The sequence below is a fragment of the Streptomyces sp. NPDC058239 genome (assembly GCF_042882185.1).
In the GTDB taxonomy this organism is placed as follows: Bacteria; Actinomycetota; Actinomycetes; order Streptomycetales; family Streptomycetaceae; genus Streptomyces.
Genome location: NZ_JBHVWS010000003.1, coordinates 91472 through 116171, shown reverse-complemented (window position 1 = coordinate 116171; position 24700 = coordinate 91472). Strand labels below are relative to the sequence as shown.

Below are 24700 nucleotides of genomic sequence, written 5' to 3'. Positions count from 1 at the left end.
GCTCCGGGGGCCTGCGGCCTGCCCGAACAGGGGCGTTACAGTGGCGCCCTTATGGACGCCGAGCGAACGGGACACGGCACGGACGCCGGTCCGCCGCTGCTGCGACTGCACCTTTTCGGCGGGTTCCGGGTGACTCGCGACGGCGGGCCCCCGCTCGCGGACAAATGGCCCCGCCCCAGCGCCCGCGCCCTCGTGAAACTCCTCGCCGTCTCCCCCGGCCACAGCCTCCACCGCGAGCAGGCCATGGAGATCTGCTGGCCGGACTCCGACGACCGGGCCGCACTCGGCAGTCTGCGGGTCGCCCTGCACGCCGCCCGCCGCGCCCTGGAACCGGAGCTGGCCCCCCGCGCCTCCTCGTCCTATCTGACCGGCGAGGGCACCCTGCTCCGGCTCGATCCGCAGACCGTGGTGATCGACGCCGATCACGCCGAGAGCCTCGCCGAGCACGCACTGGGCGCGGGTACGGCCGAGGAGCTGGCCACCGCACTCGCCGCGTTCACCGGCGAGCTGCTGCCCGAGGACCGGTACGCGCCCTGGGCCGAGGCCCGGCGCGAGCAGCTCTCCGCGCTGTGCGACCGGGTGCGGCTCGCACTCGCCGAGGCCCATCTCACCGACGGCGAGACCGAATCGGCCACCGAGGTGGCGCTGCGTGCCATGGCCGCCGCCCCGGCCGAGGAGCGCGCCCACCGAGTGCTGATCGACGCCTATCTGCGCCAGGGCCTTCGCCGGCAGGCCGTGCGCCAGTACCACTTGTGCCGGGAGGCGCTCGACGCCGAACTCGGCGTACGGCCCGGCGCGGCGACCGAGCAGCTGTACCTGCTGGCCCTGGACGCATCCACGGCCGTGATCCCCACCGCATCCGTGCCCGTTCTCCCGGCCGCGATACGCACCCCGCCCGGTCCGCCGCTGCGGGGCCGGACCGAGGAACTCGGCGTGCTGCTGGCCGCCGACGGCCCTGCGGTGCGGCTCGTCGGCGGCGAGGCCGGCGTGGGCAAGACGCGGCTGACGGCGGAGGCGGCCCGGCGGGCGGCCGAGGCCGGGACGACCGTGCTGTGGGGCGCGGGCCACGATGCCGAGGGGCACACCCCGTACGGCGTGTTCGTCGAGGCGCTGGATGCCTGGCTCGCCGACCGGCCGTCCGCCGAACGGGCCAGGATCGGCGGCGAGTACCCCGAACTCGCCTCGCTGCTGCCCACGTTGGGGCAGATCGGGGCGGGCGCGGAGCGCAGCCCCGAAGAGCAGCGTGACCGGTTGTTCCGGGCCACGGCCGGGCTGCTCGGCGATCTGGCGGCGGCCGGGCCCGTCCTGCTGGTGCTGGACGATCTGCATGCCGCCGACACGGGGTCGTACCAGCTGCTGAGCCATCTGGCCCGGCGGGCGTCGGCCACGGGAGCCGCGTGGCGTTTCGTCGTCACGTACCGCGCGGAGGAGTTCGACGGGACGGACCCGCGCCGCACCGCACTGGAAGCGCTGTCCCGCCAAGGACTCGCCCACTCACTGGAGTTGGAGCGACTGGGACGCGCGGAGTGTCTGGCCGTCGCACAGGACGCGGGTGCCAGGACCGGTCTCGACCGGGTCTGGGAGCTCTCGCTCGGTAATCCGCTGTTCGCCCTGGAGCTCGCCCGCTCCGCTCAGGACGGCGCGGACACCGCGGGGCTGAGCGCCCCGGAGGGCGTCCGTCAGCTGGTGACCGCTCGCCTTGCGCGGCTCGGGCCCGCGGCACGCCGGGTCGTCGAGGCCATCTCCGTGGCCGGCGGCGGGGCCGCGCTGGGCGAGATCCTGGATGTGGCGGAGCACGGTCTGCATCCGCCGCTCTCCTCCGCCGAGGCGACCGACGCCGTGGATGCGGCGGTCGCCGCCTCGGTGGTGGCGGAACGGCCGGTGGTGGTCGGTGGCCGGCCGCTGCCCGGCCTCGCCTTCCGCCACCCGCTGGTGCGACTCACGTGTTACGACGGGCTGTCCGCCGCGCGCCGCCGGCAGCTGCACTCGGCGTACGCGGAGGCGGTGCTGAGGCGGCGCCCCGACGCCGTCGACACGCTGGCCTCGCATCTGACCCGGGCCGACGACCCGCGGGCCACCCAGTACCTGCGGCAGGCCGCCGAACGCGCCGCGGCCCTCTGCGCCAATGACACCGCCGACCGCTACTACGCCGAACTGACCGCCCGGCTCGACACGATGGCCTCCGATGCGGCACAGGCCCGGATCGACCGGGGAGCCGTCCTGCGCCGGATGGCCCGGTACCAGGAGGCGGCCACCGTACTGCGCGAGGCGCTGGCGGACATGGTCCGGCGCGGCGACGAGGACGGCCAGGTGCTGGCCGCGGCCCGGCTGACCGAGGTGCTGGCGAAGCATCGCGGCACCGACGAGGGCGAGGAGTTGCTGCGTACGTACCCCCCGGGCCCGCACACCCCGCCGACCACCACCGCGACGCACCATCTGGCGGCGGCGGTCCTGCGGTTCGTGGGCGGCCGGTACGAGGCCGCGCACGCCTCTGCCCGCAGGGCGCAGGAGGCCGCCGAGGCGGTGCGGGGCGGCGAACGCCGCGGTCTGCTGGCCCGGTCCCTGGGGAGCCGGGCGACCGCGCTCGGCCTCGCGGGCCGGTTCGCGCAGGCCCGCGCAGCGGCCGATCTGGCGCTGCCGCATGCCGAGGCGTACGGGGACCAGGAGCTGCTGGTCACCATCCTCTCGGTGCTGCGGGAGCACGCGCGCCGGTCCGGCCGGCTCGGCGAGGCGGTCTCCATCGGCCGGCAGGCACTGAGCCTGGCCGAGCACACCGGTGATCCGACGACGGTGGCCTTCGAGCGCGCCAATCTGGCCGAACTGCATCTGCTGCTGCGTGAGTTCGCCGAGGCGCGGGAACAGGCCGGGGCGGCCGTCCGGGACGGGGGACCGAGTCCCGCCTGGTGCACCCCGTACGCTCTGGCCGCTCTGGCCCGAGTCCGGATCAGAACCGGTGAGCCCGGCGCGGCGGAACTGCTGGCGCGGGCGGGGCGGACCGCCGAGGCGCAGCGCGACCGGCAGGCCGTGCACGAGGTGCGGACGGCGGACGCCGAACGCCTGGTGCGCGAGGGCCGCCCGCAGGAAGCCCTTACTCTGCTGGCCGACGACGGAGACCCGTCGGCGGCGCCTCTGCTCGCCTGGGCCGAACTGCTGTCGGGTCACCCGGAGCGGGCGGCGCGGCGGGCGGTGGCAGAGACGCTGCGTGCGGAACGGGTCGGCGAGCGGCTGTCGGAGACCGATGCCCGCACGGTGCATGCCGCCGCGCTCGCGGCGCTGGGCCGGGCGGCGGCGGCACACGAGGAGTTCGGGCGGGCTGCGGCCCTGGCAGGGGAACTCCCTTATCCCGCTGGGGCGTTCGCGGTGGAGGAGGCCGGCCGGGCGGACTGGACCGCCACCCGTACCGGATTCCCCGGCTGACCGGTGGTCCGGGCGGCCGTTGTCAGCCGAGCTCCGCGGCCTCCGTACCGGGGCTCTCGAACTGGGTGCGGTACAGCTCCTCGTAACGGCCGCCGGCCGCGAGGAGTTCTTCGTGGGTGCCCCGCTCCACGATCTGCCCGTTCTCCACGACAAGGATGAGGTCGGCCGCCCGTACGGTGGAGAGCCGGTGGGCGATCACGACTGCCGTGCGTCCGGCGAGCGCTTCGGTGAGCGCCTCCTGGACGGCTGCCTCGGAGGTGTTGTCCAGGTGGGCGGTGGCCTCGTCGAGGATGACGACGCGCTGGCGGGCCAGGAGCAGCCGGGCGATGGTCAGCCGCTGGCGTTCGCCGCCGGAGAGGCGGTAGCCGCGTTCGCCGACGACTGTGTCGAGCCCGTCGGGCAGCGAGGCGACCAGACCGTCCAGGCGTGAGCGGCGCAGGGCGTCCCAGAGGTCCTCCTCGGTGGCTTCCGGCCGGGCGAGCAGGAGGTTGGCGCGGACCGACTCGTGGAAGAGGTGGCCGTCCTGGGTGACCATGCCGAGGGTGTCACGCAGGGTGTCGGCGGACAGGTCGCGCACGTCGATGCCGCCGATGCGCACCGAACCCTCGTCCGTGTCGTACAGGCGCGGCAGCAGTTGCGCGATGGTCGACTTACCCGCGCCGGACGAGCCGACGAGTGCCACGGTCCTGCCGGGTTCGGCGCGGAAGGAGACCCCGCGCAGCACTTCGCTGCCGCCACGGGTGTCGAGGGCCGCGACGTCTTCGAGCGAGGCGAGGGAGACCTTGTCGGCGGACGGGTAGCCGAAGCGTACGTCGTCGAACTCCACGGACACCGGCCCTTCCGGGACCGTCCGGGCGTCCGGCTTCTCCTCGATGAGCGGCTTGAGGTCGAGGACCTCGAAGACCCGCTCGAAGCTGACGAGGGCGCTCATCACCTCGACGCGCGCCCCGGCAAGGGCGGTGAGCGGCGCGTACAGCCGGGTCAGCAGCAGGGCCAGGGAGACGACCGCGCCCGCGTCCAGCTGCCCGCGCAGGGCGTAGAACCCGCCGAGCCCGTAGACCAGGGCGAGCGCCAGCGCGGACACGAGGGTGAGGGCGGTGATGAATGCGGACTGGGCCATGGCCGTGCGCACCCCGATGTCGCGCACCCTGCCCGCTCTGGCGGCGAATTCGGCGGACTCGTCGGCGGGCCGGCCGAAGAGCTTGATCAGGGTGGCGCCGGGTGCGGAGAAGCGCTCGGTCATCCGGGTCCCCATCGCGGCGTTGTGGGCCGCGGCTTCCCGCTGGAGCCTCGCCATCCGCGTACCCATGCGGCGCGCGGGCAGCACGAACACCGGCAGCAGCACCAGTGCGAGCGCGGTGATCTGCCAGGAGATGGAGAGCATGACGCCGAGGGTGAGGAGCAGCGTCACGACATTGCTGACGACGCCGGAGAGTGTGTTGCTGAAGGCGCGCTGGGCGCCGATGACGTCGTTGTTGAGGCGGCTGACGAGCGCGCCGGTGCGGGTGCGGGTGAAGAACGCGATCGGCATGCGCTGCACATGGTCGAAGACGGCGGTGCGCAGATCGAGGATCAGCCCTTCGCCGAGGTTCGCCGAGAGCCATCGGCCGACCAGGCCGAGTGCCGCCTCCGCGACGGCGATCACGGCGATGAGCAGGGACAGCCGTGTGACGGTGCCCCCGTCGTCGCCGGTCACGATCGCGTTCACGACACGGCCGGCGAGGACGGGGGTGGCGACCGCGAGCAGCGCCGTCGCCACGCTCAGCATCAGGAACAGGGCGACCCGGCGCCGGTGCGGACGGGCGAACGCGGCGATGCGCCGCAGTGTGGCTCGGTCGAAGGGGCGTCGGTCCGCTTGCGCGTTCATGACGTTGTGGAGCTGCGTCCACGCGGTTGCTTCCATGCTCATGGGAGGAACGTACGACCTCCAGTCGACTTGAGGTCAACCGCCCGGGTCCGGACGAAAGTTCCCGGACGTCGAGACCCGGGATGTCCTTGGGCAGTGGGCAGATCCGACGGCCGTGGTGGCCGACGACGTACAGGTGCGCGAGATCGGCCAGGAACGGGACCTGTCCGCCGGTGCGCAGCCGCATGCCGGGGCCGGTACGGACGACGAGGTCGGCGGCCGTGATCGCGGGGCGGTCCGGGGCGGTGGGAATGACTCGCGCAAAGGTTGCTCGCACTCGGGCGGGCGCCACGGAATCGTCAGGTGCGGCTGCGGTCCGCGGGGCGCTGTCGGGGCCGGGGCGCCGGCACGGCCGGGGTCGCTTCGGTGTTTCGGGCGCGCCCGCCGCCTACCCCCAGCCCCGCCGCCGCGAGCAGGAGCGCGCCGAGCATGACGAACGGCGCCGCGGTACCCGCCACTCCGGCCATCAGACCGGCGGACGCCGGTGCGGCGACCTGGCCCAGGCGGTTTCCGGTCAGCCGGAGGGCGAGTGCGGTGGAGCGGGCCTGGGCCGGGGCGGCCTGGACGACGGTGGTCATCGAGAGCGGCTGGCCGACCCCGAGACAGAAGCCGAGCACGGCGAGCATCACGGCCAGCGCCGCCACGGGTACGGGCAGGGCGATGCCCGCGCAGAGCAATCCGGCCAGCAGACAGGTCGTGGTGAGCAGCGCTGTGCGGCCGAGGACGCGGAGCATCGGGGTCATCACCAGGCGGCAGGCGATGGTGGCGGCGGCGCGCAGACTGAGCAGCAGCCCGATGGTGGCGGGGGCGATGCCCCGGTGCTCACCGACGACGGGCAGATACGCGGTGAGGATATCGGTGGCGGAGAGCACGGCGAGGCTGATGAAGATCCCGGCCGGAACCCCGCGGGTGCGCAGGATGCGTCCGACGGGGACCTTGGTGACCGGATCCGCGCGGCGGGCCGTGGGCGCGGAGCGGTGCTCGATGCGCCAGAGCGAGACGAAGGAGACGGCCGCGACGGCCGCCGAGACGGTCAGGGCGAGTGCGCTCGTACGGGCCATGGCGCCGTCCTGCTCGGAGATCACATACCCGGCGGCGATCGGACCGATGAGCTGGCCGAGGGAGGCGCCGATGGTGAAGTGGCCGAAGTTGCGGTCCTGTTCGGCCGGGGCGGACTGCCGCGCGACGATCGACTGGGCGCCGATGACGAAGCAGAGATGGCCGAGCCCCATCACACCGCTCCAGGCCGCCATCGCCGTCAATGAGCCCGCCCTGCCGCTGAGTGCGCAGCCGCCTGCGATCAGGACGACGCCGATCGGCAGCAGGGGCGCGCACCGGCCGTGGTCGGTCCTGCGCCCGAGCGGGACGGCGGCGAAGAGCGGCAGGAGCGCGTACACCCCCGTGATCACACCGATGGCACGCTCGTCCGCGCCCAGCGAAAGAGCCCGGTAGGAGACGGCGGGCCGCGCCATCGACACCGCCCCCTGCGCGAAGGCGAAGGCGATGACGAGGCGCAGCAGCCAGCTCCTGCCGGGCTCCTGTGTACGGGGCACGGTCAGATGATCCCGAAGAGGAGTCCGGCGCAGAGCACCACGAGTGAGGTGAGCGCGGCCCACTTGACGGTGAACCTGGTGTGGTCGCCGAACTCGACCTTCGCCATGCCGACGAGCACATAGACGGCCGGGACCAGCGGGGACGACATGTGCAGGGGCTGTCCGACCAGGGAGGCGCGGGCGATCTCCAGCGGGGAGACACCGTGGGCGGCACCGGCCTCGGCGAGCACGGGAACGACGCCGAAGTAGAAGCCGTCGTTGGACATGAAGTACGTCAGCGGGATGCTCAGGATGCCGGTGACGATCGCCATGTGAGGGCCCATGCCGTCGGGGATCGCGCCGACGAGCCAGTCGGCCATGTGGTCGACCATACCGGTGCCGGAGAGGACGCCGGTGAAGACGGCGGCTGCGAATACCATGCCGGAGACATTGAGGACGTTGTCGGCGTGGGCGGCGATACGGGCCCGCTGGTCGGGCATGTGGGGGAAGTTGACGGTGAGGGCGAGAGCCGCGCCGAGCAGGAAGAGCACCGGGATCGGCATCAGTTCCATGATCATCGCGGTGAGCAGGGCGACGGTGAGGCCCGCGTTGAACCAGTAGAGCTTGGGGCGCAGGGTGGCGCGGTGCGGGTCCAGGCCCTTGAAGCCCTCGTCCGCATTCGCCTCGGCGTCTGCCGCCTCGTCGCCGGCAGCGCCCGTGCCCGTACCGCTTCCACCGGAGCTCTTGCGAGTACGGTCGCTGCCGCCGCCCGCCCCGACGAGAACCGTCTCCGACTCCGTGACCGTCTCGGTGGCCAGCACCTCGTCGAGGGTGAGCGTGCCGAGCCGCTTGCGCTCGCGCCGGCCCAGCACGACGGCCAGGAGCAGGACGGCGACCAGTCCGACGCCGAGCGCGGGGATCATCGGGACGAAGATGTCGCCCGCGTCCAGCTTGAGCGCGGTGGCGGCGCGGGCGGTGGGGCCACCCCAGGGAAGGGTGTTCATGACGCCGTTCGCCGTGGCGGCGACACCGGTCATCACGACCAGGCTCATCTTGAGGCGCTTGTAGAGCGGATACATCGCCGAGACGGTGATCATGAAGGTGGTGGAGCCGTCGCCGTCGAGCGAGACGATCGCGGCGAGCACCGCCGTACCGACCACGATCCGCATCGGGTCGGCCTTGCAGAAGCGCAGGATGCCCCGCACGATCGGGTCGAAGAGGCCGACGTCGATCATCACGCCGAAGTAGACGATGGCGAACATCAGCATCGCGGCGGTCGGGGCCAGATTGCCGACGCCCTCGATGACGTAGTCGCCGAGCTTCGCACCCTTCCCGACGGCGACACAGAACAGTGCGGGGATCAGGACCAACGCCGCGATCGGCGACATCTTCTTCATCATGATCAGGACCAGGAAGGTCGCAATCATGGCAAAGCCGAGGATTGTCAGCATGTGGGATACCTATCGCTCACCCTTGAACTCCCACCGGAGTCGGCGGTGCGGATGACGTTAGGGCGCGCCTCGCAGCGTTAACAAGATGTTGACATGCGAGCAATACGAGCAAAACCCCAGGTCAACGCGGTGATCATGTGATGGGCACAACCGGCGGCACCCCCTGGGTCACGGTGTCGGGTGTCGTGGCGGGCGTCACAGCGACCGGGATGCCGTTGAGCACGGCGGTGCCGGAGAGCGGGTCGAGCCGGCTGCCGTCGAGAAGCTGGTTGACGTTGACGCCGGGGTGGGCCGCGGCAATGGACAGCCGGGTGCCGGGGCGGTTGTGCCCCCACCCGTGCGGGAGGCTCACCACTCCGGTGCGTACGCCTTCCGTGAGCTCGACCGGGGCGGTCACCGAGCCGCCGTCCGATGTGACCGTGGCCACGCCGCCGTCCGTCAGTCCGAGCCGGGCCGCGTCGGCGGGGTGCATCTGCAGGGTGCAGACGTTCGAGCCGCCGCTCAGCTCCGCGATGTTGTGCATCCAGCTGTTGTTGGAACGCAGATGGCGGCGGCCGATGAGGAGGAGTGCGTCCGGTCCGCGCCGGTCGGCCAGGGCGTGGCGGAGCCTCGGCAGATCGGCGGCGATCGGTGCGGGGAGGAGTTCGATGCGTCCGCTGCGGGTGGTGAGGACCTCCGGGATCCGGGACCGGAGCGGGCCGAGATCGATGCCGTGCGGGTGGGCCAGAAGCCGCCCCAGGGTGAGGCCGTCGGGGTCGGCGCCGAAGCCTTCGCCGTACGGGCCGAGGCGGAGCATCAGGTCGAGGCGGCGTTCGGGTCCGGTGCGGCCGGTGAGGGCGGCGGTGAGTTCGGCGGGGATGCGGCCGTGCACGGGAGAGTGCGGGTCGGCGACAGCCCTGGTCAGCATCCGGTCGATGGCCATGGCATCGACGGCTGACGGGTCGCCGCCGTGCATCCCCGAGACGGCGAGGACGAGCCGGGCGAGGATCTCGCTCTCGTCGAGCAGACCCTCGTCGAGGGGGACGGCCGGCCGGGTGTAACGGACCTGGTTGTGCACGGCGAAGGCGTTGAACGCGAAGTCGAAGTGGGCGCTCTGCGAGGGCGGCGGCGGGGGCAGCACCACGTGTGCGTGGCGGGAGGTCTCGTTGAGGTACGGGTCGACGCTGACCATGAAGTCGAGCCCGTCGAGAGCCCGGTCGAGTCGGTCGCCGTCGGGTGCGGAGAGTACGGGGTTGGCGGCCAGGACGATCAGGGCGCGGATCCGGCCCTGGCCCGGCGTCTCGATCTCCTCGGCGAGTGCGGAGACGGGCAGTTCGCCCTTGGCCTCGGGGTGTCCGGAGACCCGGCTCGACCAGCGCCCGAGGGCAAAGCCCTTGCCGGGGGCGGCGGGACGGGGAGCGCGGGCGGTGGCGGAGAGCGGGAAGAGCGCACCGCCGGGACGGTCGAGGTTGCCGGTGAGGATGTTGAGGACATCGACGAGCCAGCTGGCGAGGGTGCCGTGTTCGACGGTACAGCTGCCGATGCGTCCGTAGACGGCTGCGGTGGGGGCGGCGACGAGTTCCCTGGCGATCGCACGGATGGCCGCGGCGTCCACGTCGCACGCCTCGGCGACCGTCTCGGGAGTGAACTCCCTTACGGCTTCGGCCACTTCGTCGATGCCTTCGACATGCTCGGCGAGTGCGCCGGGGTCGGTGAGCTTCTCCTCGAAGAGTACGTGGGTGAGTGCGGCGAGGAGGAGGGCGTCGGTGCCGGGGCGGATGGCGACGTGCCGGTCGGCGAGGCGGGCGGTGCGGGTGCGGCGCGGGTCGACGACGGTCAGGGTGCCGCCACGGCGGCGCAGCGCCTTGAGCTTGCCGGGGAAGTCGGGGGCGGTGCAGAGGCTGCCGTTGGATTCGAGGGGGTTGGCGCCGAGGAGCAGCAGATGGTCGGTGCGGTCGAGGTCGGGCACCGGGATGGCGTTCGGGTCGCCGAAGAGCAGTCCGCTGGAGACATGCTTGGGCATCTGGTCGAGGGTGCTCGCGGTGAACAGGGCGCGGGTGCGGAGGGCGGAGAGCAGCGCGGACGGGTAGAGCGCGCCGGCCATCGTGTGCACGTTCGGGTTGCCGAGGACTACGCCGACGGCCTGCTGCCCGTGCTCCTCGGTCAGTGCGGGCAGGGCGCCGGCGATCGCGTCGAACGCCTCGCTCCAGCTCGCCTCCGTCAGGACGCCGCCCTTTCGGACGAGCGGGGTGCGCAGCCGGTCGGGGTCGGCGTCGAGCCCGCCGATGGACGCGCCCTTGGGACAGATGAAGCCGCGGCTGAAGACATCGTCCCGGTCACCCCGGGCGCCGGTGACCCTGGCCCCCTCGATGGTCAGGGTGAGTCCGCAGGTGGCCTCGCAGAGGGGGCAGATGCGCAGGGCGGTGCGGGAGCTGCTGGGGTCGTGCGACATGGGCCCTCCCCGGGGCGGCGACAGCGGTGGCGCGCGTACGTGGGCAAGCACGGCCGAGCATACCGACCGGTACGCATGGTGGGGAGGTGTTGTCGCGCCGATATTGCCGGGCCTTGGGACGGGCGCGGGGCGGGTCGGGGGGCGGGCCGTGGGACGAGGCCCTCGCGGTCAGTCCAGGACTTGTGCGAGGTAGGCCCGGAGCAGGACGCGGGTCTCGCCGACGATGGCCCGGTCGCCCGACGGGTCGGTGCGGAAGGCGAGTTGGAGGAGTGCGTCGGCGGCCTCGACACAGACCAGGATCGTCCGGAGCAGCTCCTCGTCGGGGGCGCGGCCGAGGTACCCGGAGAGCAGTTCGGTGAGCCGGCCGGCGACCCGGTGGTTGGCGTCACCGGCCGGGTCGTCGTCGGGGGCCGGAGCGCCGAAGTCGACGAGGGCGAAGCCGGCCACGGAGCGCTTCATGGCCAGATATTCGTCCAGGACGGCATCGATGGCGCTGCGCCAGTCGGCGGCCGGGATGGCGGCGAGGCGGGCGGTGATGCGTTCGGCGTAGCTGTCCAGGTTGCGACGGGCGAGCGCATCGGTCAGCGCGCGCTTGTTGGAGAAGAACCGGTAGACGGAGCCGATGGGGACCTCGGCACGGACGGCGACGGCGCGGGTGGACAGCTGCTCGTATCCGGTCTCGTCGAGGAGTTCGGCACAGGCGTCGAGTATCCGGGCGAGGCGTTCGGCACTGCGCTGCTGCACGGGGGCGCGGCGGAGGTTCGTGTTCGCATGGGGCACGGGATCCATGATGCCGTGGGTCTCCTCTGCGGGTGGCAGGTCGGGGCCGGTGCGGCCGTCATGCGATGAGCAGGGACAGCCCGCCGATGGTGTACGTGATCATCAGGACCAGCAGCGGGAGTTGCCCCGCGACGGCGCGGCCGGGCGGGAAGAGGCGCACGGACCTGTCGTGGGCTGCGATGACGCCGATTACGTGGCCGAGGACGATCGCGGCGACCTGGAGCACGGCGACGCCCCCCGGACCCAGGGGCGGCTCGGGCGGGACGGGGTTGTCGGTGCCGGATGCCACCATGACTGTGCGTGGCCCTTCGGTGACGAAGAGCGTGAAGTAGTGGGCGATGAGATAACCGAGGGCGATCGGGACGAGTGAGTGTGCGAAGGCGGTGAGGGGGTGGCGGAGTTGACCGGAGATCAGCCGGGTGGCGCCGGTGCAGAGGGCATAAAGGGTGGCGACGAGGGCGACGGCGCCCAGGAGTCCGAGCGTGGCCGCGGTGGTGCGGCCCAGGGGTGAGGTCTGGACCGTGGCGATCCAGGAGGGGGCGTCCGAGAAGCCGTCGTAGGCGGTGGAGCCGAGCATGACGCAGACGGTGGCGACGAGTCCGGGGGTCTGCGGGGTGGCATCGAGGCCGTTGAAAGGGGAGCGGAGTACGAGGCGGCGGTCGGCGGGGCGGCGGCCGAGCGGGGAGAGCCTGGCGAGCAGCCCCGAGTAGACCTCGAAGGCGTCCGCGTGGTCGAACCATCCGGCACCGTGGCGGGCGGCGCCTGCGAGGTGGACGGCGGCGTAGAGGGCGAGGAAGAGGAGTAGGGCGGTGGTCGAAGCGGGGTCGGGGACGACGAGTTCGAGCCAGGTGAAGGCCAGGAGCCCGGCCGCGGCGGGCCGAAGACCGAGGCGTGCGGGAAGGGGGCGGCCTGCGGCGGGATCGCGGCCGAGCGCGCGGCAGCCGAGGAGGTGGACGGTGCGGAGTGGGTTCAGCAGTCGCCAGACGGGGCCGAGAAGGAGTGAGGCGGGGACGAGCCCGACCCAGAGGAGTACGTAGACGGCGCCGGGGGCCGGGTTGCGGTCCGGGTCGTCCGGACCGAGGAGGAGGTGGAGCGTGATGAACAGGGCGGCGGCCAGCCCGAGTACGCGCACGGCGACACGGGTGGGGCGTGCGTCGGCGAGGCGCTGGACGGCGGCCGGGAGCGGGCGGCCCGCCCGGTCGCCGCGGAATCGGGAGGAGGACCAGAGCAGGCCGAGCGCGAGAAAGGAGACGAAGAGCGCGGCGAAGGCCCCGGCGAAGGCGTAGAAGGGGGACAGCGGAAGGTCGTGCTGGGCGCCGATGCCATGGGCGAGGACGCTCACCGTACGACGAGCTGGGTCAGGAGCAGGTCGGACTCATGTGTCTCCACTTCGAAGAGCCCGGTGCGGTCGGCGGTGAACGTGAGGGTGACGGTCTTTCCTGCGGGCAGCCGGGCCTCCTTGTCGTAACCGTGGACGTGGAGGGTGTCGGCGTGGTCGCTGCGGACCCGGAGTTCGATGACCTGGCCCTTCTTGATCTCGGTGCGGCCGGGGGCGGGGCTGACCTTGCCGTGGGAGACGACCATCTCAAGTGTTGTGTCGGGCCGGGGCGTTTGCGGTTGGTGCGGCGCGGGGGTGGTGGGCTGCGCGGAGGCAGTGGTGAGGGAGGTGGTGGCCTGGATCGGGGCGGAGTTCACGGCCCAGGCGGTGTGGTCGTCGGCGTAGAGGCGGACGGTGAGGCCGGCGCCGCCGCCGGCGCTGCGGACGAGGGAGTCGGGGAGGTGGTACCAGGAGCCGTAGACCCGGGCGAGAGGGTGGCCGTCGAGGAAGAGCCGGGCGTGGCCGCGCCCGAGGAGAGCGGCGCCGCCCACGCTGTCCGGGGTGAACCGGAAGTTCCGTACGGAAAGACGGACGTTCCAGCCGTCCTCGGAGTCCCGCCGGACGGCCACCGTCACCTTGGGAGCACCCTTGGCGTCGACCTGGCGCAGCCGGTGGCCGGAGCCGTCGTCGGCGGCGAGGAGCCGGCCGACGCTGCCACTGGCCTGCTCATGGCTGGTGCCCGGTTTGTGGTGGGTGGTGGCTCGCCCACCACAGGCGCTCGCACCGAACACGAGGGCGCCTGCGGTGAGCACGATGACGGCCCAGACGCCCGGCCGGGCGGGCAGCAGTCGCCTGCGCGAACGCTTCACGATGCATCTCCTTCCGGGGCGGGGGCCGGAGCGAGGGCCGGGGCGGCAGGCGCGTCCACGCCCGCGTCCGTAGCGGGGCCCTCCTGCGACGCTCCCTGTTCACCCGTCGCTCCCCGTTCGCCGTGCCTGGCTGCGGCCACGACGGCCCACACCACCCAGATCACACCGAGCAGTCCACGCACCCAGGCCGGGCTGAGCGGAATCCACGGGATCATGAAAACGGCCTTGTCCACGGCGTCGAGCAGGGTGAGCGCACCCAGGACCACCGTGGTCCATCCCAGCCAGGGCCGTTCGCCCCGCAGCACCAGCCCGATCCCGGTCCACCACACCCCGGTCAGCAGCAGTGCCAGCGCGGGCACATAGGTGGAGGCCAGCCCCATCGTCGATCCGGCCACATCCAGCCCGAGGCCTGTCGCACCGAGCACCGTGACCGCCGTGGCGAGCCCGCTGCCGCGCAGTCTGCGCCACCACAGCACCCCGCCGACCAGCGCGAGCACCACCGTGATCGCCAGCGTCACCTGTACCTCGATGCGCTCGATGCCACGTGCTCCGTACCAGTCGCAGCCGGCCGGAAGCCGTCGCGCCTGCACGTTGTAGTCGGCGCAGACCAGCAGTTGGGCGATTTTGACCGGTTCGCCGACGAGCCGGTCGGTGCGTCCGGACACGGCGCCGCGCTCGGAGCCGCAGGCGGGCAGGGTGCGCGGGGAGGACGGCCCGGTGTCCGACTGCCAGCAGTTGCCGTCGCCCTGGCCGTCCCACCACACGTCGGTGCGGTTGGGCCGGGAGTTGCCCGCCTTGTCCGTGCCGAGGTGGTTGCCCGCGTACCGGTTGTGGTGGGAGGTGTCGGTCTGCCTGGACAGCGCGCTCTCGCCGCGGATGAAGGCGGGGACCGCGGTCAGGAAGAAGGCGGCGCGCTTCTGCCCGTAGATCCAGTTGTTCTCGTACAGATTCCAGTTGCCGCCGGCGGTGATGATGCCGGAGCCCGGCGGCATGGAGATCTGCGGGCAGACGACCCCGTCCTCGTAGCCGCGGTCCACGGGCGGCTTGGCGCAGGTCCCGTCGGCGACATACGGGTAGTAGTCGGCGTTGTTGTCGTGGATCAGATTGCGTTCGAAGCGGGCGTGGTTCTGCGGCAGTCCTGGGTGGCCGGGGAAGGCGCTGTCCATCGAGGCGCCGCCCATGTTGTGGTCGAACTCGTTGTCGTGAACATAGACGGAGTCGCCCGCGGTGCCGGAGTAGCCGACCATGTTGTGGTGGCTGCGGCAGCCGGTGATCTCGATCGAGTAGCGCGGGACCTTGTAGCCGTACCCGTCGTTGATGTCGGACGCGCTGCCGGGGTAGATGCCGGAGTCGCCGTTTCCGTACGACTCGCAGTTCTTGTACAGCCCGTGGTCGCTCGCGAAGGTCAGAAAGCCGTACTCGTCGTTCCACCGGGTGAGGACGGAGTCGATGACGAATCCGTCCTGCGCCAGGACGTACAGGGAGTTGAACGTGGTGCGCTGGGCGGTGAAGTTCTTGAAGTAGATGCCGTCGGAGCCGTCCGCGCGGATCGCGTTGAGCTTCTGGTACTTGGCGTCGATGACGACATCCGTGCGCTCGGCGCCCGTCCCCTCGATCTGGAGGTTCTTCTTGCCGAGGATCGCCACCAGGTTCTGGTTGTGCGGGCACTGCGTCTGCTGCGCGTAGGACAGGATCTGGTAGCCGAGCTTGGAGTCGGGCGCCTTCAGGCGAGTGCACTCCCCCGCCGGTCCGGGCAGTGAGGGCTCCTCCTCGTACAGGCCGGGCAGGATCGCGATGTTCATGCCGGGCCTGCCGACCGCGTCGACGGCTTGCTGCAGATGGTGGTAGCCGGACTTCAGGCACCGGTCGAACAGCTGCAGGTTCCGGGCCCGCAGCCCGTCGGGGAAGCCGGATATGCGGCGCTCGAAGTCCGCCCGGTCGCTCTTGCAGACCAGCAGATCCGGTTCGCCGGTGCGGTACACGGGGACGCTGCCGGTTCCGTCGGGCAGGGTGACCGGACGTTCCTCGTGCGCCTGGGCGGCCGGAGCCGCGAGGAGGGCGACGGCGAGCGCCGCCAGGACCACCAGAAGTCTTCGTGTCCACGACATGTGCGGGAGAGTAGAGCATTGTTCAACTTTTGGAACCCCCCTGCGCACCACGGATGCCGTTGACGCGCCCCGATCTGATTCCTACGGTTGTCCATAGGATTCCTTCGGCACCGGGAGCGCACATGAGCGGCATCGAGCAGGCGAGGAAGACCGCGGAAGGGCTTGAGCATTCCGCCGGTTTCGGCAATCAACACAGCTCGGAGGCAGTGCCAGGAGCGCTGCCGCACGGCCGCAACTCGCCTCAGCGCGCGCCCCTCGGGCTCTACGCGGAGCAGCTGAGCGGCTCGGCCTTCACCGAACCGCGGGTGCACAACCGCCGTTCCTGGCTCTACCGGATCCGCCCGTCGGCCGCTCATCCCCCGTTCGTCCGTATCGACAACGGCACAGTGCGCACCGCCCCGTTCACCGGATCCGTGCCCGACCCCAACCGGCTGCGCTGGGATCCGCTCCCCGAGCCCGCGGCCGGGACGGACTTCCTGGCCGGCCTGTGGACCCTCGGCGGCAACGGCGACGCGACGCAGCGCACCGGCATGGCCGTGCACCTCTACCACACCAACTCGTCCATGACCGACCGGGTTTTCAGCGACTCGGACGGCGAGCTGCTGATCGTCCCGGAGCGCGGCGGTCTGCTGCTCCGTACCGAACTGGGCCTGCTGCGCGCAGAACCGGGGCACATCGCGCTGATCCCGCGCGGCGTCCGTTTCCGCGTGGAGTTGCTGGATGCCACCGCCCGCGGCTATGTCTGCGAGAACTACGGCCAGCCGTTCGCCCTCCCCGACCTCGGCCCGATCGGCGCCAACGGCCTGGCGAACGCCAGGGACTTCCTGGCCCCCGTCGCCGCGTACGAGGACGACGACCGCCCGGTGGAGGTGGTCAACAAGTTCTGCGGGAACCTCTGGTCCGCGACCTATGACCACTCGCCGCTCGATGTGGTCGCCTGGCACGGCAACCACACTCCGTACGTCTACGACCTGCACCGTTTCAATGTCATGGGCTCGATCAGCTACGACCACCCCGACCCGTCGATCTTCACGGTGCTGACCTCTCCGTCCGACACCCCCGGTCTGGCCGGGGTCGACTTCGTCGTCTTCGCGCCGCGCTGGCTGGTCGGCGAGGACACCTTCCGGCCGCCGTACTTCCACCGCAATGTGATGAGCGAGTACATGGGCCTGATCGAGGGCGCGTACGACGCGAAGACGGCCGGCAAGGGAGGCTTCGTCCCGGGCGGCGGCTCGCTGCACAACATGATGTCGGCGCACGGCCCGGACCGGGAGACCTTCGACCGGGCGAGCGAGGCGGAGCTGAAGCCGCAGAAGATCGACGACGGTCTCGCCTTCATGTTCGAGACCCGCTGGCCGGTGACGGCGACCGGGCAGGCGGCTGCCGCCGGCCATCTGCAGCGTGGCTACGACGACGTGTGGCAGGGTCTGAGCCGCAACTTCAGGCCGTAGGCAACGACGCCGCTTCTCGGCCCCCGCGTCGTCGCGTCCGCTGTGTCGCAGTACGGAGAGACCAGGTGACCCAGGTGCCTCAGATGCCCAAGATGCCCCAAGGGCATGCCTTCGCCCCCGATTCGCTGGTCCTGAACCGCAAACTGCCGCTGTGGTACCAGGTCTCGCAGTCGTTGCGCGCCTCGATACTGGGCCGCGCCAAGGACGCATCGGCGCGGCTGCCGACCGAGGAACAGCTCGCCGCGCACTACGGCGTCAGCGTCCTGACGATGCGCCAGGCGCTCAAGGAGCTGGAGACGGAAGGACTGATCAGCAGGCACCGGCGGCGCGGCACCTTCATCGAGCCGCGCGCCCGCCGGGTGTCACCGGTCCGGCTGCTGGGCTCGATCGATGCGATCGTGGCCCAGCAGTCGGGCGAGCGGACCGTGATCCTCGGCCATGGTCCGGTCGCCGTGCCGGGAGACCTCACCGAGTACTTCTCCGACTGCGCGGAGGTCGTCAGCTACCGCCGGCTGCGCCGCGACGGGGAGAGCGACGAGCCCACCAACTGGGCGGAGAACGCGGTGCATCCAGAGGTCGCGGCCCGGCTCGATGTGGCCGATCTCGAACGCTGGCCGATGACCAAGGTGCTGCGCGACCGGGTCGGTGTCCGGATCGCGCGCATCACCGACACGGTCGAGGCGCGCCTCGCCGACCCGGCCACCGCCGGACTCCTCCAGGTGCCGTTGCTGAGCCCGATCCTGTTCTACACGGGCGTGACGTACGACGAGAGCGGCCGGGTGGTGGATGTGGCGCAGATCCGCTACCGGGGCGACCGGTTCTCCTTCTCGGTGACGGTGGAGGCGCACTGACGGCCCGCCCTCCGGCGCCGTTACGATGCCAGGGCCGGTCCGGTGGATCAGGGGCGGACCCCGGCCGTGCTCCGCCGGACCGGCCCTGGAGGCGGCGTGGCGACGGGGAGGACGACACGGTGGCAGCACGGGCGGCGGCCGGAGCCGGCGGTGACGACGACATCCCGCTGCTCGACGACCTCATGCCATGGTCCGTACGGCCTCTGCGGACCGGGCGCCCCTGGGTGACCGCCCCGGATGCCGGTTCGCTCAAGGCCCGTTGGGAGCGGCTGGTTCGGGCGGAGGCCGCCGAACGGGAACGGCTGTTCCGGCCCACCCGTTCCCGTACCCCGCAGACCCCGGTGGCGGCACTTCCCGGACAGGCCACCTCCACCGGCCGGTTCGCCCGGGAGACCGGACCGTGCCCCGAGCCGGTACGGATCCTGCACGGCCCGTTCGACGAACAGTGGCTGCTCCCCGATCACCGGCTGATCGATGCCGCCCGCCCCGAACTGTGGCGGGTCGCCGACGGGCACCAGCTCTTCGCCGTCGAGCACGGTTACGTGCCCCAGGACGCCGGCCCCGCCCTCTCCGTGACGGCGCTGTTGCCGGACGGTCACTCCCCCGCCGGCCGGCCGGGCCGCATCCGGCCGCTGTACCGGCGCCCCGGCGGTCTGGAACCCAATCTGGCGCCCGGACTGCTCGCGCTGCTGCGGGCCCGCCACGGGGATGCGGTCACCGATCGGTCCGTGCTGGCATGGACACTCGCGGCGGCCCGCCCTTCCCCGGCCGGGTGCGTGGTGCCGCTGCCCGCCGACACGGAGCGCTGGTCGGCGGGGGTCGAACTGGGGCAGGAGTTGCTGCGGTTGCAGTTGCGCGGCGCCCGGGGCGGGGAGCGCCCGCGGCTGCCCGGTGGGCGGCGCCCCTATGTGCGGGCCGCGGTTCCACCCGTACCGACCGCCTTGGAGTACGACCCTGCCGACGAGACGCTGACGCTGGACACAGGCCGTATCTCGCCCGTGCCGGCCGGGGCATGGGAGTTCCGGGTGGGCGGGGTCCGGATGCTGGAGCTGTGGTTCGAGCGCCGTACGGCGGCGGCCGGAGCGGAGGACATGGACGGCCTGGAAGCGGTCAGGCCCCGGGCCTGGCCCCAGGAGTGGACCTCGGAGCTGCTGGAACTGATCACCGTGCTCGCGCTGCTCGACGGACTCCGGCCACGGCAGGAGAGCCTGGCCGACGGCCCGCAGATCACGGCCGGCGACCTCCGCACGGCGGGCGTCCTGCCGGTCCCGGCCACGGCCCGGCGGCCCGCATCGGTGCTCGACCATCAGGAGGAGGGCCCGGACGGGCAGTTCGCGCTGCTGTGACCGGGTGCCCCGGCCCCACTCGTTACCGGTCGAAGGAGTCCAGCACCCGGTGCAGTGCCCGGTCGAAGACGCCGTCCAGATCGATCGGCCCGGGGTCCTCGGCGAATGCCGCCGCCATCCGCGGATACTTCCCGGTCGCGATCTGGCTGATCAGATAGCCGGTGCGCGCGGCGTGCTCCTGCTCCTCGGACCAGGGCAGCGACCGGCTGCGTTCCGCCGTGGCGATCTCGTTGGCCACATAGGTGGTGACCACACTGGTGACCATGGCGATGAGTTCCATCTTCTCGCCGAACCGCACATCGACCCCGTCCAGGCAGCTGAGCGAGTACTCCAGATACCGCAGGGCGTTCGGGCTGAAGCCGTACACGGGTGACATCAGCCGGGGCATCCAGGTGTGGCGGTGCATCATCTCGCGGGCCTGACGGGCCAGTGCGACGAGATCGGCGCGCCAGTCACCGGACGGTTCCGGGAACTCGTACCCGCCGCTGACCGCGTCGAACATCAGCTCGTACAGGTCCTCCTTGCGCGGCACGTAGTTGTAGAGCGACATCGTGCCGCAGCCGAGCTCCGCCGCGACCTTCCGCATGGACACCGCGTCGAAACCCTCCGCATCAGCGATGCGGACGGCGGCTGCCGCGATGTCGGCGCGACTGAAAGCGGGCTTGGGGCCACGGCCCGCACGCTCGGGGCGCGCCCAGATCACTTCGGGTACAGCGGGTCGCCCCACCATTGATCATCACCTCTCCCACCATCGTAGTTACGTACACCGTACGTAGTGCGGTACGGTGGTCGCATGACAACTACGTACGCTGTACTTAGTGAAGGTCTGGAGAAGCACTACGGCGACGTCCATGCACTGCAGGGACTCGATCTCGCGGTCGCCGAAGGGACCGTCTGCGGAGTTCTGGGGCCGAACGGCGCGGGCAAGACCACCGCCGTCCGGGTCCTCACCACATTGACCACCCCGGACGGCGGAAGCGCCCGGGTGGCGGGCCACGACGTGGTGCGCGAGGCGGGCGCGGTGCGCGCGGCGATCGGCGTCACCGGGCAGAACGCCTCGGTCGACGGCGAGCTGTCCGGCCGGCAGAACCTGCGGCTCTTCGCCAAGCTGCTCCGGTTCCGCGGCGAGGCCGCGCGCACCCGCGCCGACGAACTCCTGGAACGCTTCGAGCTGACGGAGGCCGCCGACCGCCCGGCCCGCACCTACTCGGGCGGCATGCGCCGCCGCCTCGACCTCGCCGCCAGCCTGCTGACCCGCCCGCAGGTGCTCTTCCTGGACGAGCCGACCACCGGACTCGACCCGCACAGCCGCAACCAGATCTGGGCGGCGGTACGGGAACTGGCCGGCCGGGGCACGACCGTCCTGCTCACCACGCAGTATCTGGAGGAGGCCGATCAGCTGGCAGACGACATCGTGCTGATCGACCATGGCCGAGCCGCCCATCGCGGCACCCCCACCGAGCTGAAGGCCCGCATCGGCAGCTACGCCGAAGTGGTCGTCTCCCATGAATCGGCGCTGGTCCCGGCGGCAGGCGTCCTCGATCAGCTCACCGGCACCGAACCCGTACTCGACCACGAGCGCCGCACCGTGGGCGCCGTCGCGACCGACACCACGCTCACCCTCCCCCGTATCGTCCGCGAACTCGACGCGGCGGGAGTACCGGTGATCGACGCGAGCCTGCGCCCGCCGACGCTCGACGAGGTCTTCCTCCGCCTGACCGATCGCGGCGACGGCCGCACCTCCCCGCCCCTGAAGGAGACGGCAGCATGAGCAGCACCGCACTGGTCCACGAGCAGACCGTCGCGCCCGCCACAAGCGCCCCGATCACCGACGCCCTGGCCATGCTGGGCCGCCATCTGCAGCGGATCAAAGCGGCGCCGGGCGTAATGATCCTGACTCAGACCATGCCGATCACGATGCTGCTGTTCTTCGGGTACGTGTTCGGCAGCGCCCTGGCCATGCCCGGCCAGGAGTACCGCGCGTTCCTGGTGCCGGGCCTGCTGGCGTCGACGGCGGCCAACGGCATCATGGTCGGGATGTTCCAGGCCTCACAGGACTGCCACCGCGGGGTGATGGACCGGCTCCGTACGCTGCCGATGAGCCGGGCCGCCGTACCGTTCGGCCAGACCGCCGCCGATCTGCTGACCACGGCCGTCGGCATGATCCCACTGATCCTGGTCGGACTCGCGGTCGGCTGGCGGATCGAGGGCGGTCCGCTCGCCGCCCTGGGCGCCTTCGGGCTGCTGCTGCTCCTCCGGTTCGCCACGTCCTGGCTGGGCTGCTGGCTGGGCCTGCTGATCCGCAACGAGGAGATCGCCGGTCAGCTGGGCAGCGCCACCTTCATCCTGCCGCTGCTGTCGAATGCGTACATCCCGACCGACAATCTGCCGGGCTGGCTGCGGACGGTCGCGGAGTGGAACCCGATCAGCGCCATGGCCTCGGCCACCCGCGAGCTGTTCGGCAACGCGTCCCCGGCCGCCGACGCGGCCTGGCCGGTCGCCCACCCGGTGGCCGGGACGCTCGCCTGGTCGGTGGTGCTCCTCGCGGTGTTCGTGCCGCTGTCCGTACGGCGTTACGCGCGCGGCGGCGAGTGACCGCTCACCGGAGCAGCGTGGCGGGCCGGTCCAGAGTGCCGAGCAGGCTGATGAAGCTGGACTCCAGGAAGGCACCGAGCTCCGTCAGCGCGTCCGGCTCGTCCAGCGGCCAGTTGGTCACGGCCTCCTCGGCGAACGCCATCCAAGCCCGCGTGGCGATGGAGAGCCGGGGCGAGCCGGGCATCCCGAGCCGCCGCTGCCCCTCCTCCACCCGCCGGGCGAGGGTGCCCCTGGTCCCCTCGACGATGTCCTCCACCGCGGGGTGACTGCCGGCGGCACCGCGGACCAGGGCGAGATACACCTTGCGGTGCTCCAGTACGTACGCCACGAAACCGGTGATGAACGACCGCAGCCAGGGGACGGGCTCCAGCGAGGAGTCCGGTTCCGTGGCTGCGGCGAAGTTGTCGCACTCCTGCCGCACCACGGCGCGGTAGAAGTCGCGCTTGGAGTCGAAGTAGTGGAAGAGCAGCCCCCGCGAGATCCCGGCCCGGCGCGCCACCTCGTCGGTGGAGAGCTCGTCCAGTGACCGGTCGGCGAGCATGTCCAGGCCGATGGCAACCAGCTGGGCCCTTCGTTCGTCGGGACTGAGGCGCGCGGCTCGCTTTTCGGACATGCGAACAGTCTAGAAGTACTTCGGAGCCGAATTATTTCGGCACCCGTTCCGCACCCCCGTTCCGGTCCGCGTACCGGGCCGGACGGTCCGGCATCGGCGGGATCACCGTGTCGGGCACCTCCTCCGGCAGCCAGTGACCGAGACGTCACCCGGTGGCGGCGGAGACGGCATGCCACGGACATCCTGCAGCTCCTTCGCGAGCCGGTGTGCCTCGTCGGTGAATTCGGGCGGGCCGATCTGTGTCATGTTCTCGTGCAGCAGCTCGGCGAAGGACCGTGACGGCAGCTGGTTCCAGCAGGCCGAGGTGATGCGGTGACGCACCGTCGTCCGGCTCGCCTTGGCCGCAGCCGTCGATGGCCGCCGCACCGACGCCCGGCGAACACACCGAAGCGCTGCTGCGAGCCCTGGGGATGACGGGAGAGCGGACAGCAGCGCAGCGCCGGGACGGTGTGATCGCCTGCGCGGCCCCGAGCGGGGGGCCTGGGCGACGGACCCTGGCCGGGGAGCCCGGGCGTGGACCCGAGCGCGGTAGTGACGGGCCGTCGGGTCAGTGGCGGCTGCCGAAGAGCGAGCGTCGCAGTCGTCGCAGCGGCGCGAAGAGCGAGACCCGCGCACTCTTGCTCCGGCGGCTGTGGGCGGCATCGCGCGAGGTGAGCTCACGCATCAGCAGCGTCGCCTCCGCGGCCTCCCGCTGCGGGACGGCAGGGCCGCCGAGCACCGCGAGATGGCGGTCGAGGCGCGAACTCGTCGCACTGCTCCCGCATGTGATGGCAGGCACACGCGGCCTGCTGCGCACCGTTATCTGTTCCATGTCACTCCCCACCCGTACGAGGGCACCCGGCCCGGGCAGGTTAACCCTATCCCCCCGCGACGACACTCGTGTATCCCGGTCACAGGATTGAGCACACACATACGGAGGCTGACGACCGGCCTCTGAATCCGCCCGATTCCAGGGCGAGTTGGACAGAACGGAAGCGGTTCGCCCGCAATGAGTCGACGGGGCGCCGGACGGAGACCCCTGCGGACGGGGCCTCCTACCCGTCAGACGGCTGGACGGGCCCGGCGCATGTACTGGGCGGGGGTCAGGCGGCCGAGTTGAGGCCGGGCAGGTAGCCGCCCGACTGTCCGGCTGCGGTGGGGTGGTACGACTCACCGATGTTGAGCCAGTTGAGGCTGTGCAGCCAGGCGCTTCCGGAGCAGATCTCGTGCCCGGTGAATTTCCCCGTGACATCGGCGAAGGTGAAGCCGTGGTCGGCGGCGCGCTTGGCGGTCGCCGCGTTGAGGTAGTCGGCGGCACCGTTGATCGCGGTGCGCACCTTGTCGCTCAGGCCGACGACACAGCTACCACCGATCTTGTAGAAGCGCGGGTAGCCGAGGACGACGACATGAGCGGACGGCGCCTTGGTCCGGATCGCCGAGTACACCGAGTCGAGGTTGCCGGGCAGGGTGGTGTCGACATAGCTGCGGGCCGTGGCGATCCGGCTGAGGCAGGTGGCCTCCGACTGGAGGACACAGGTGGTCATGACGTCGGAGAAACCGGCGTCATTGCCGCCGATGGAGATCGAGACGAGGTCGGTCGAGGCACTGAGAGGGCCGAGCTGGTTGGCCTTGACATCACCCGTGCGGGCACCGGAGCAAGCGGTGAAGCCGAAGGACGAGGGCGAGTTGGCGGCCGCCCAGAGTGCGGGGTAGGCCTTGGTGCTGCGCTTGCAGTCACCGCTGGCACTGTCGTAACTGCCGGATCCGACACCCGAGGAGTACGAGTCGCCGAGGGCGACGTAGTCGACGGCCTGAACAGACTGTGCGGCGTTGGCGGTGGCCGCTCCGGTCAGAGCGAGTACGGCACCGAGCAGGAGCGAGGACGAGAACGCCACGAGTCTGGACATTTTCATGGAACCTCCCTTGGACCGACCGGCAGGATCTCCGCCTGGTCTGCCGTGTCCGTGGTAGCAGTACCCACACCCCTATCGGAAGTGTCCATGCCAAGTTGGTCCAATGAGTTCTCCTGCGCGTCCCGCTGAGGTTGCGTCAC

The 24700-nt window shown here is 71.5% G+C and carries 18 protein-coding genes and 1 pseudogene; 6 read left to right on the top strand and 13 right to left on the bottom strand.

Features of this window, described 5'->3' with window-relative positions; translation table 11 throughout:
* Window positions 1–51: 51 nt before the first annotated feature.
* On the top strand, window positions 52–3417 hold the full coding sequence (locus ACFVYE_RS05515; protein ID WP_389604210.1) for an ATP-binding protein: 3366 nt from the start codon (window positions 52–54) through the stop codon (window positions 3415–3417).
* A gap of 22 nt (window positions 3418–3439) precedes the next feature.
* On the opposite strand, the gene ACFVYE_RS05510 is transcribed toward ACFVYE_RS05515, so the two are convergent.
* From ACFVYE_RS05510 to ACFVYE_RS05470, 9 genes and pseudogenes are all read right to left on the bottom strand, one after another.
* Window positions 3440–5326: an ABC transporter ATP-binding protein gene (locus ACFVYE_RS05510; protein WP_383958808.1), complete on the bottom strand. Its 1887-nt coding sequence runs from the start codon at window positions 5324–5326 to the stop codon at window positions 3440–3442.
* A gap of 64 nt (window positions 5327–5390) precedes the next feature.
* Window positions 5391–5567 (bottom strand): annotated as a pseudogene (locus ACFVYE_RS05505) (sugar ABC transporter ATP-binding protein); the annotation flags it as partial.
* Between the two features lie 55 nt (window positions 5568–5622).
* Window positions 5623–6876: an MFS transporter gene (locus ACFVYE_RS05500; protein ID WP_389604207.1), complete on the bottom strand. Its 1254-nt coding sequence runs from the start codon at window positions 6874–6876 to the stop codon at window positions 5623–5625.
* A 2-nt stretch (window positions 6877–6878) separates the two neighbouring features.
* Complete coding sequence (locus ACFVYE_RS05495) at window positions 6879–8306, bottom strand: CitMHS family transporter (protein ID WP_389604205.1); 1428 nt, start codon at window positions 8304–8306, stop codon at window positions 6879–6881.
* 133 nt (window positions 8307–8439) lie between these two features.
* Window positions 8440–10737, bottom strand: a complete 2298-nt coding sequence (locus tag ACFVYE_RS05490) for a molybdopterin oxidoreductase family protein (RefSeq protein ID WP_389604203.1) — start codon at window positions 10735–10737, stop codon at window positions 8440–8442.
* 168 nt (window positions 10738–10905) lie between these two features.
* Window positions 10906–11526, bottom strand: coding sequence for a TetR family transcriptional regulator (locus ACFVYE_RS05485; RefSeq protein ID WP_383958816.1), 621 nt, complete (start codon window positions 11524–11526; stop codon window positions 10906–10908).
* A 49-nt stretch (window positions 11527–11575) separates the two neighbouring features.
* Window positions 11576–12859, bottom strand: coding sequence for a hypothetical protein (locus tag ACFVYE_RS05480; RefSeq protein WP_383958818.1), 1284 nt, complete (start codon window positions 12857–12859; stop codon window positions 11576–11578).
* Window positions 12856–13683, bottom strand: coding sequence for a hypothetical protein (locus ACFVYE_RS05475; RefSeq protein ID WP_389604451.1), 828 nt, complete (start codon window positions 13681–13683; stop codon window positions 12856–12858). The genes ACFVYE_RS05480 and ACFVYE_RS05475 overlap by 4 nt, the downstream gene beginning before the upstream one ends.
* A gap of 17 nt (window positions 13684–13700) precedes the next feature.
* Complete coding sequence (locus tag ACFVYE_RS05470) at window positions 13701–15812, bottom strand: right-handed parallel beta-helix repeat-containing protein (protein WP_383958820.1); 2112 nt, start codon at window positions 15810–15812, stop codon at window positions 13701–13703.
* Between the two features lie 122 nt (window positions 15813–15934).
* On the opposite strand from ACFVYE_RS05470, the gene hmgA reads away from it, so the two are divergent.
* From hmgA to ACFVYE_RS05455, 3 genes are all read left to right on the top strand, one after another.
* On the top strand, window positions 15935–17263 hold the full coding sequence (gene hmgA, locus ACFVYE_RS05465; RefSeq protein ID WP_389604200.1) for a homogentisate 1,2-dioxygenase: 1329 nt from the start codon (window positions 15935–15937) through the stop codon (window positions 17261–17263).
* Window positions 17264–17346: 83 nt separating this feature from the next.
* Entirely contained in the window at window positions 17347–18114 is a 768-nt protein-coding gene (locus ACFVYE_RS05460; protein ID WP_383958823.1) for a GntR family transcriptional regulator, read from the top strand.
* A gap of 119 nt (window positions 18115–18233) precedes the next feature.
* Complete coding sequence (locus ACFVYE_RS05455; protein ID WP_383958825.1) at window positions 18234–19460, top strand: type ISP restriction/modification enzyme; 1227 nt, start codon at window positions 18234–18236, stop codon at window positions 19458–19460.
* A gap of 22 nt (window positions 19461–19482) precedes the next feature.
* Here ACFVYE_RS05455 and ACFVYE_RS05450 read toward each other — a convergent pair whose 3' ends face one another.
* Entirely contained in the window at window positions 19483–20190 is a 708-nt protein-coding gene (locus ACFVYE_RS05450) for a TetR/AcrR family transcriptional regulator (protein ID WP_383958827.1), read from the bottom strand.
* A 63-nt stretch (window positions 20191–20253) separates the two neighbouring features.
* On the opposite strand from ACFVYE_RS05450, the gene ACFVYE_RS05445 reads away from it, so the two are divergent.
* Window positions 20254–21231, top strand: coding sequence for an ATP-binding cassette domain-containing protein (locus ACFVYE_RS05445; protein ID WP_383958829.1), 978 nt, complete (start codon window positions 20254–20256; stop codon window positions 21229–21231).
* Window positions 21232–21302: 71 nt separating this feature from the next.
* Window positions 21303–22055, top strand: a complete 753-nt coding sequence (locus ACFVYE_RS05440) for an ABC transporter permease (RefSeq protein WP_383958892.1) — start codon at window positions 21303–21305, stop codon at window positions 22053–22055.
* A 4-nt stretch (window positions 22056–22059) separates the two neighbouring features.
* Here the strand turns inward: ACFVYE_RS05440 and ACFVYE_RS05435 are convergent, their stop codons facing one another.
* The 3 genes from ACFVYE_RS05435 to ACFVYE_RS05425 all read right to left on the bottom strand — a co-directional run bounded on the left by ACFVYE_RS05435 (window position 22060) and on the right by ACFVYE_RS05425 (window position 24560).
* On the bottom strand, window positions 22060–22668 hold the full coding sequence (locus tag ACFVYE_RS05435; protein ID WP_389604197.1) for a TetR/AcrR family transcriptional regulator: 609 nt from the start codon (window positions 22666–22668) through the stop codon (window positions 22060–22062).
* Between the two features lie 547 nt (window positions 22669–23215).
* Window positions 23216–23479 carry a hypothetical protein gene (locus ACFVYE_RS05430; RefSeq protein ID WP_383072304.1) on the bottom strand — a complete coding sequence of 88 codons (264 nt, stop codon included), beginning with the start codon at window positions 23477–23479 and terminating at the stop codon, window positions 23216–23218.
* 271 nt (window positions 23480–23750) lie between these two features.
* Window positions 23751–24560: an SGNH/GDSL hydrolase family protein gene (locus ACFVYE_RS05425; protein ID WP_383958831.1), complete on the bottom strand. Its 810-nt coding sequence runs from the start codon at window positions 24558–24560 to the stop codon at window positions 23751–23753.
* Between the last annotated feature and the right edge of the window lie 140 nt (window positions 24561–24700).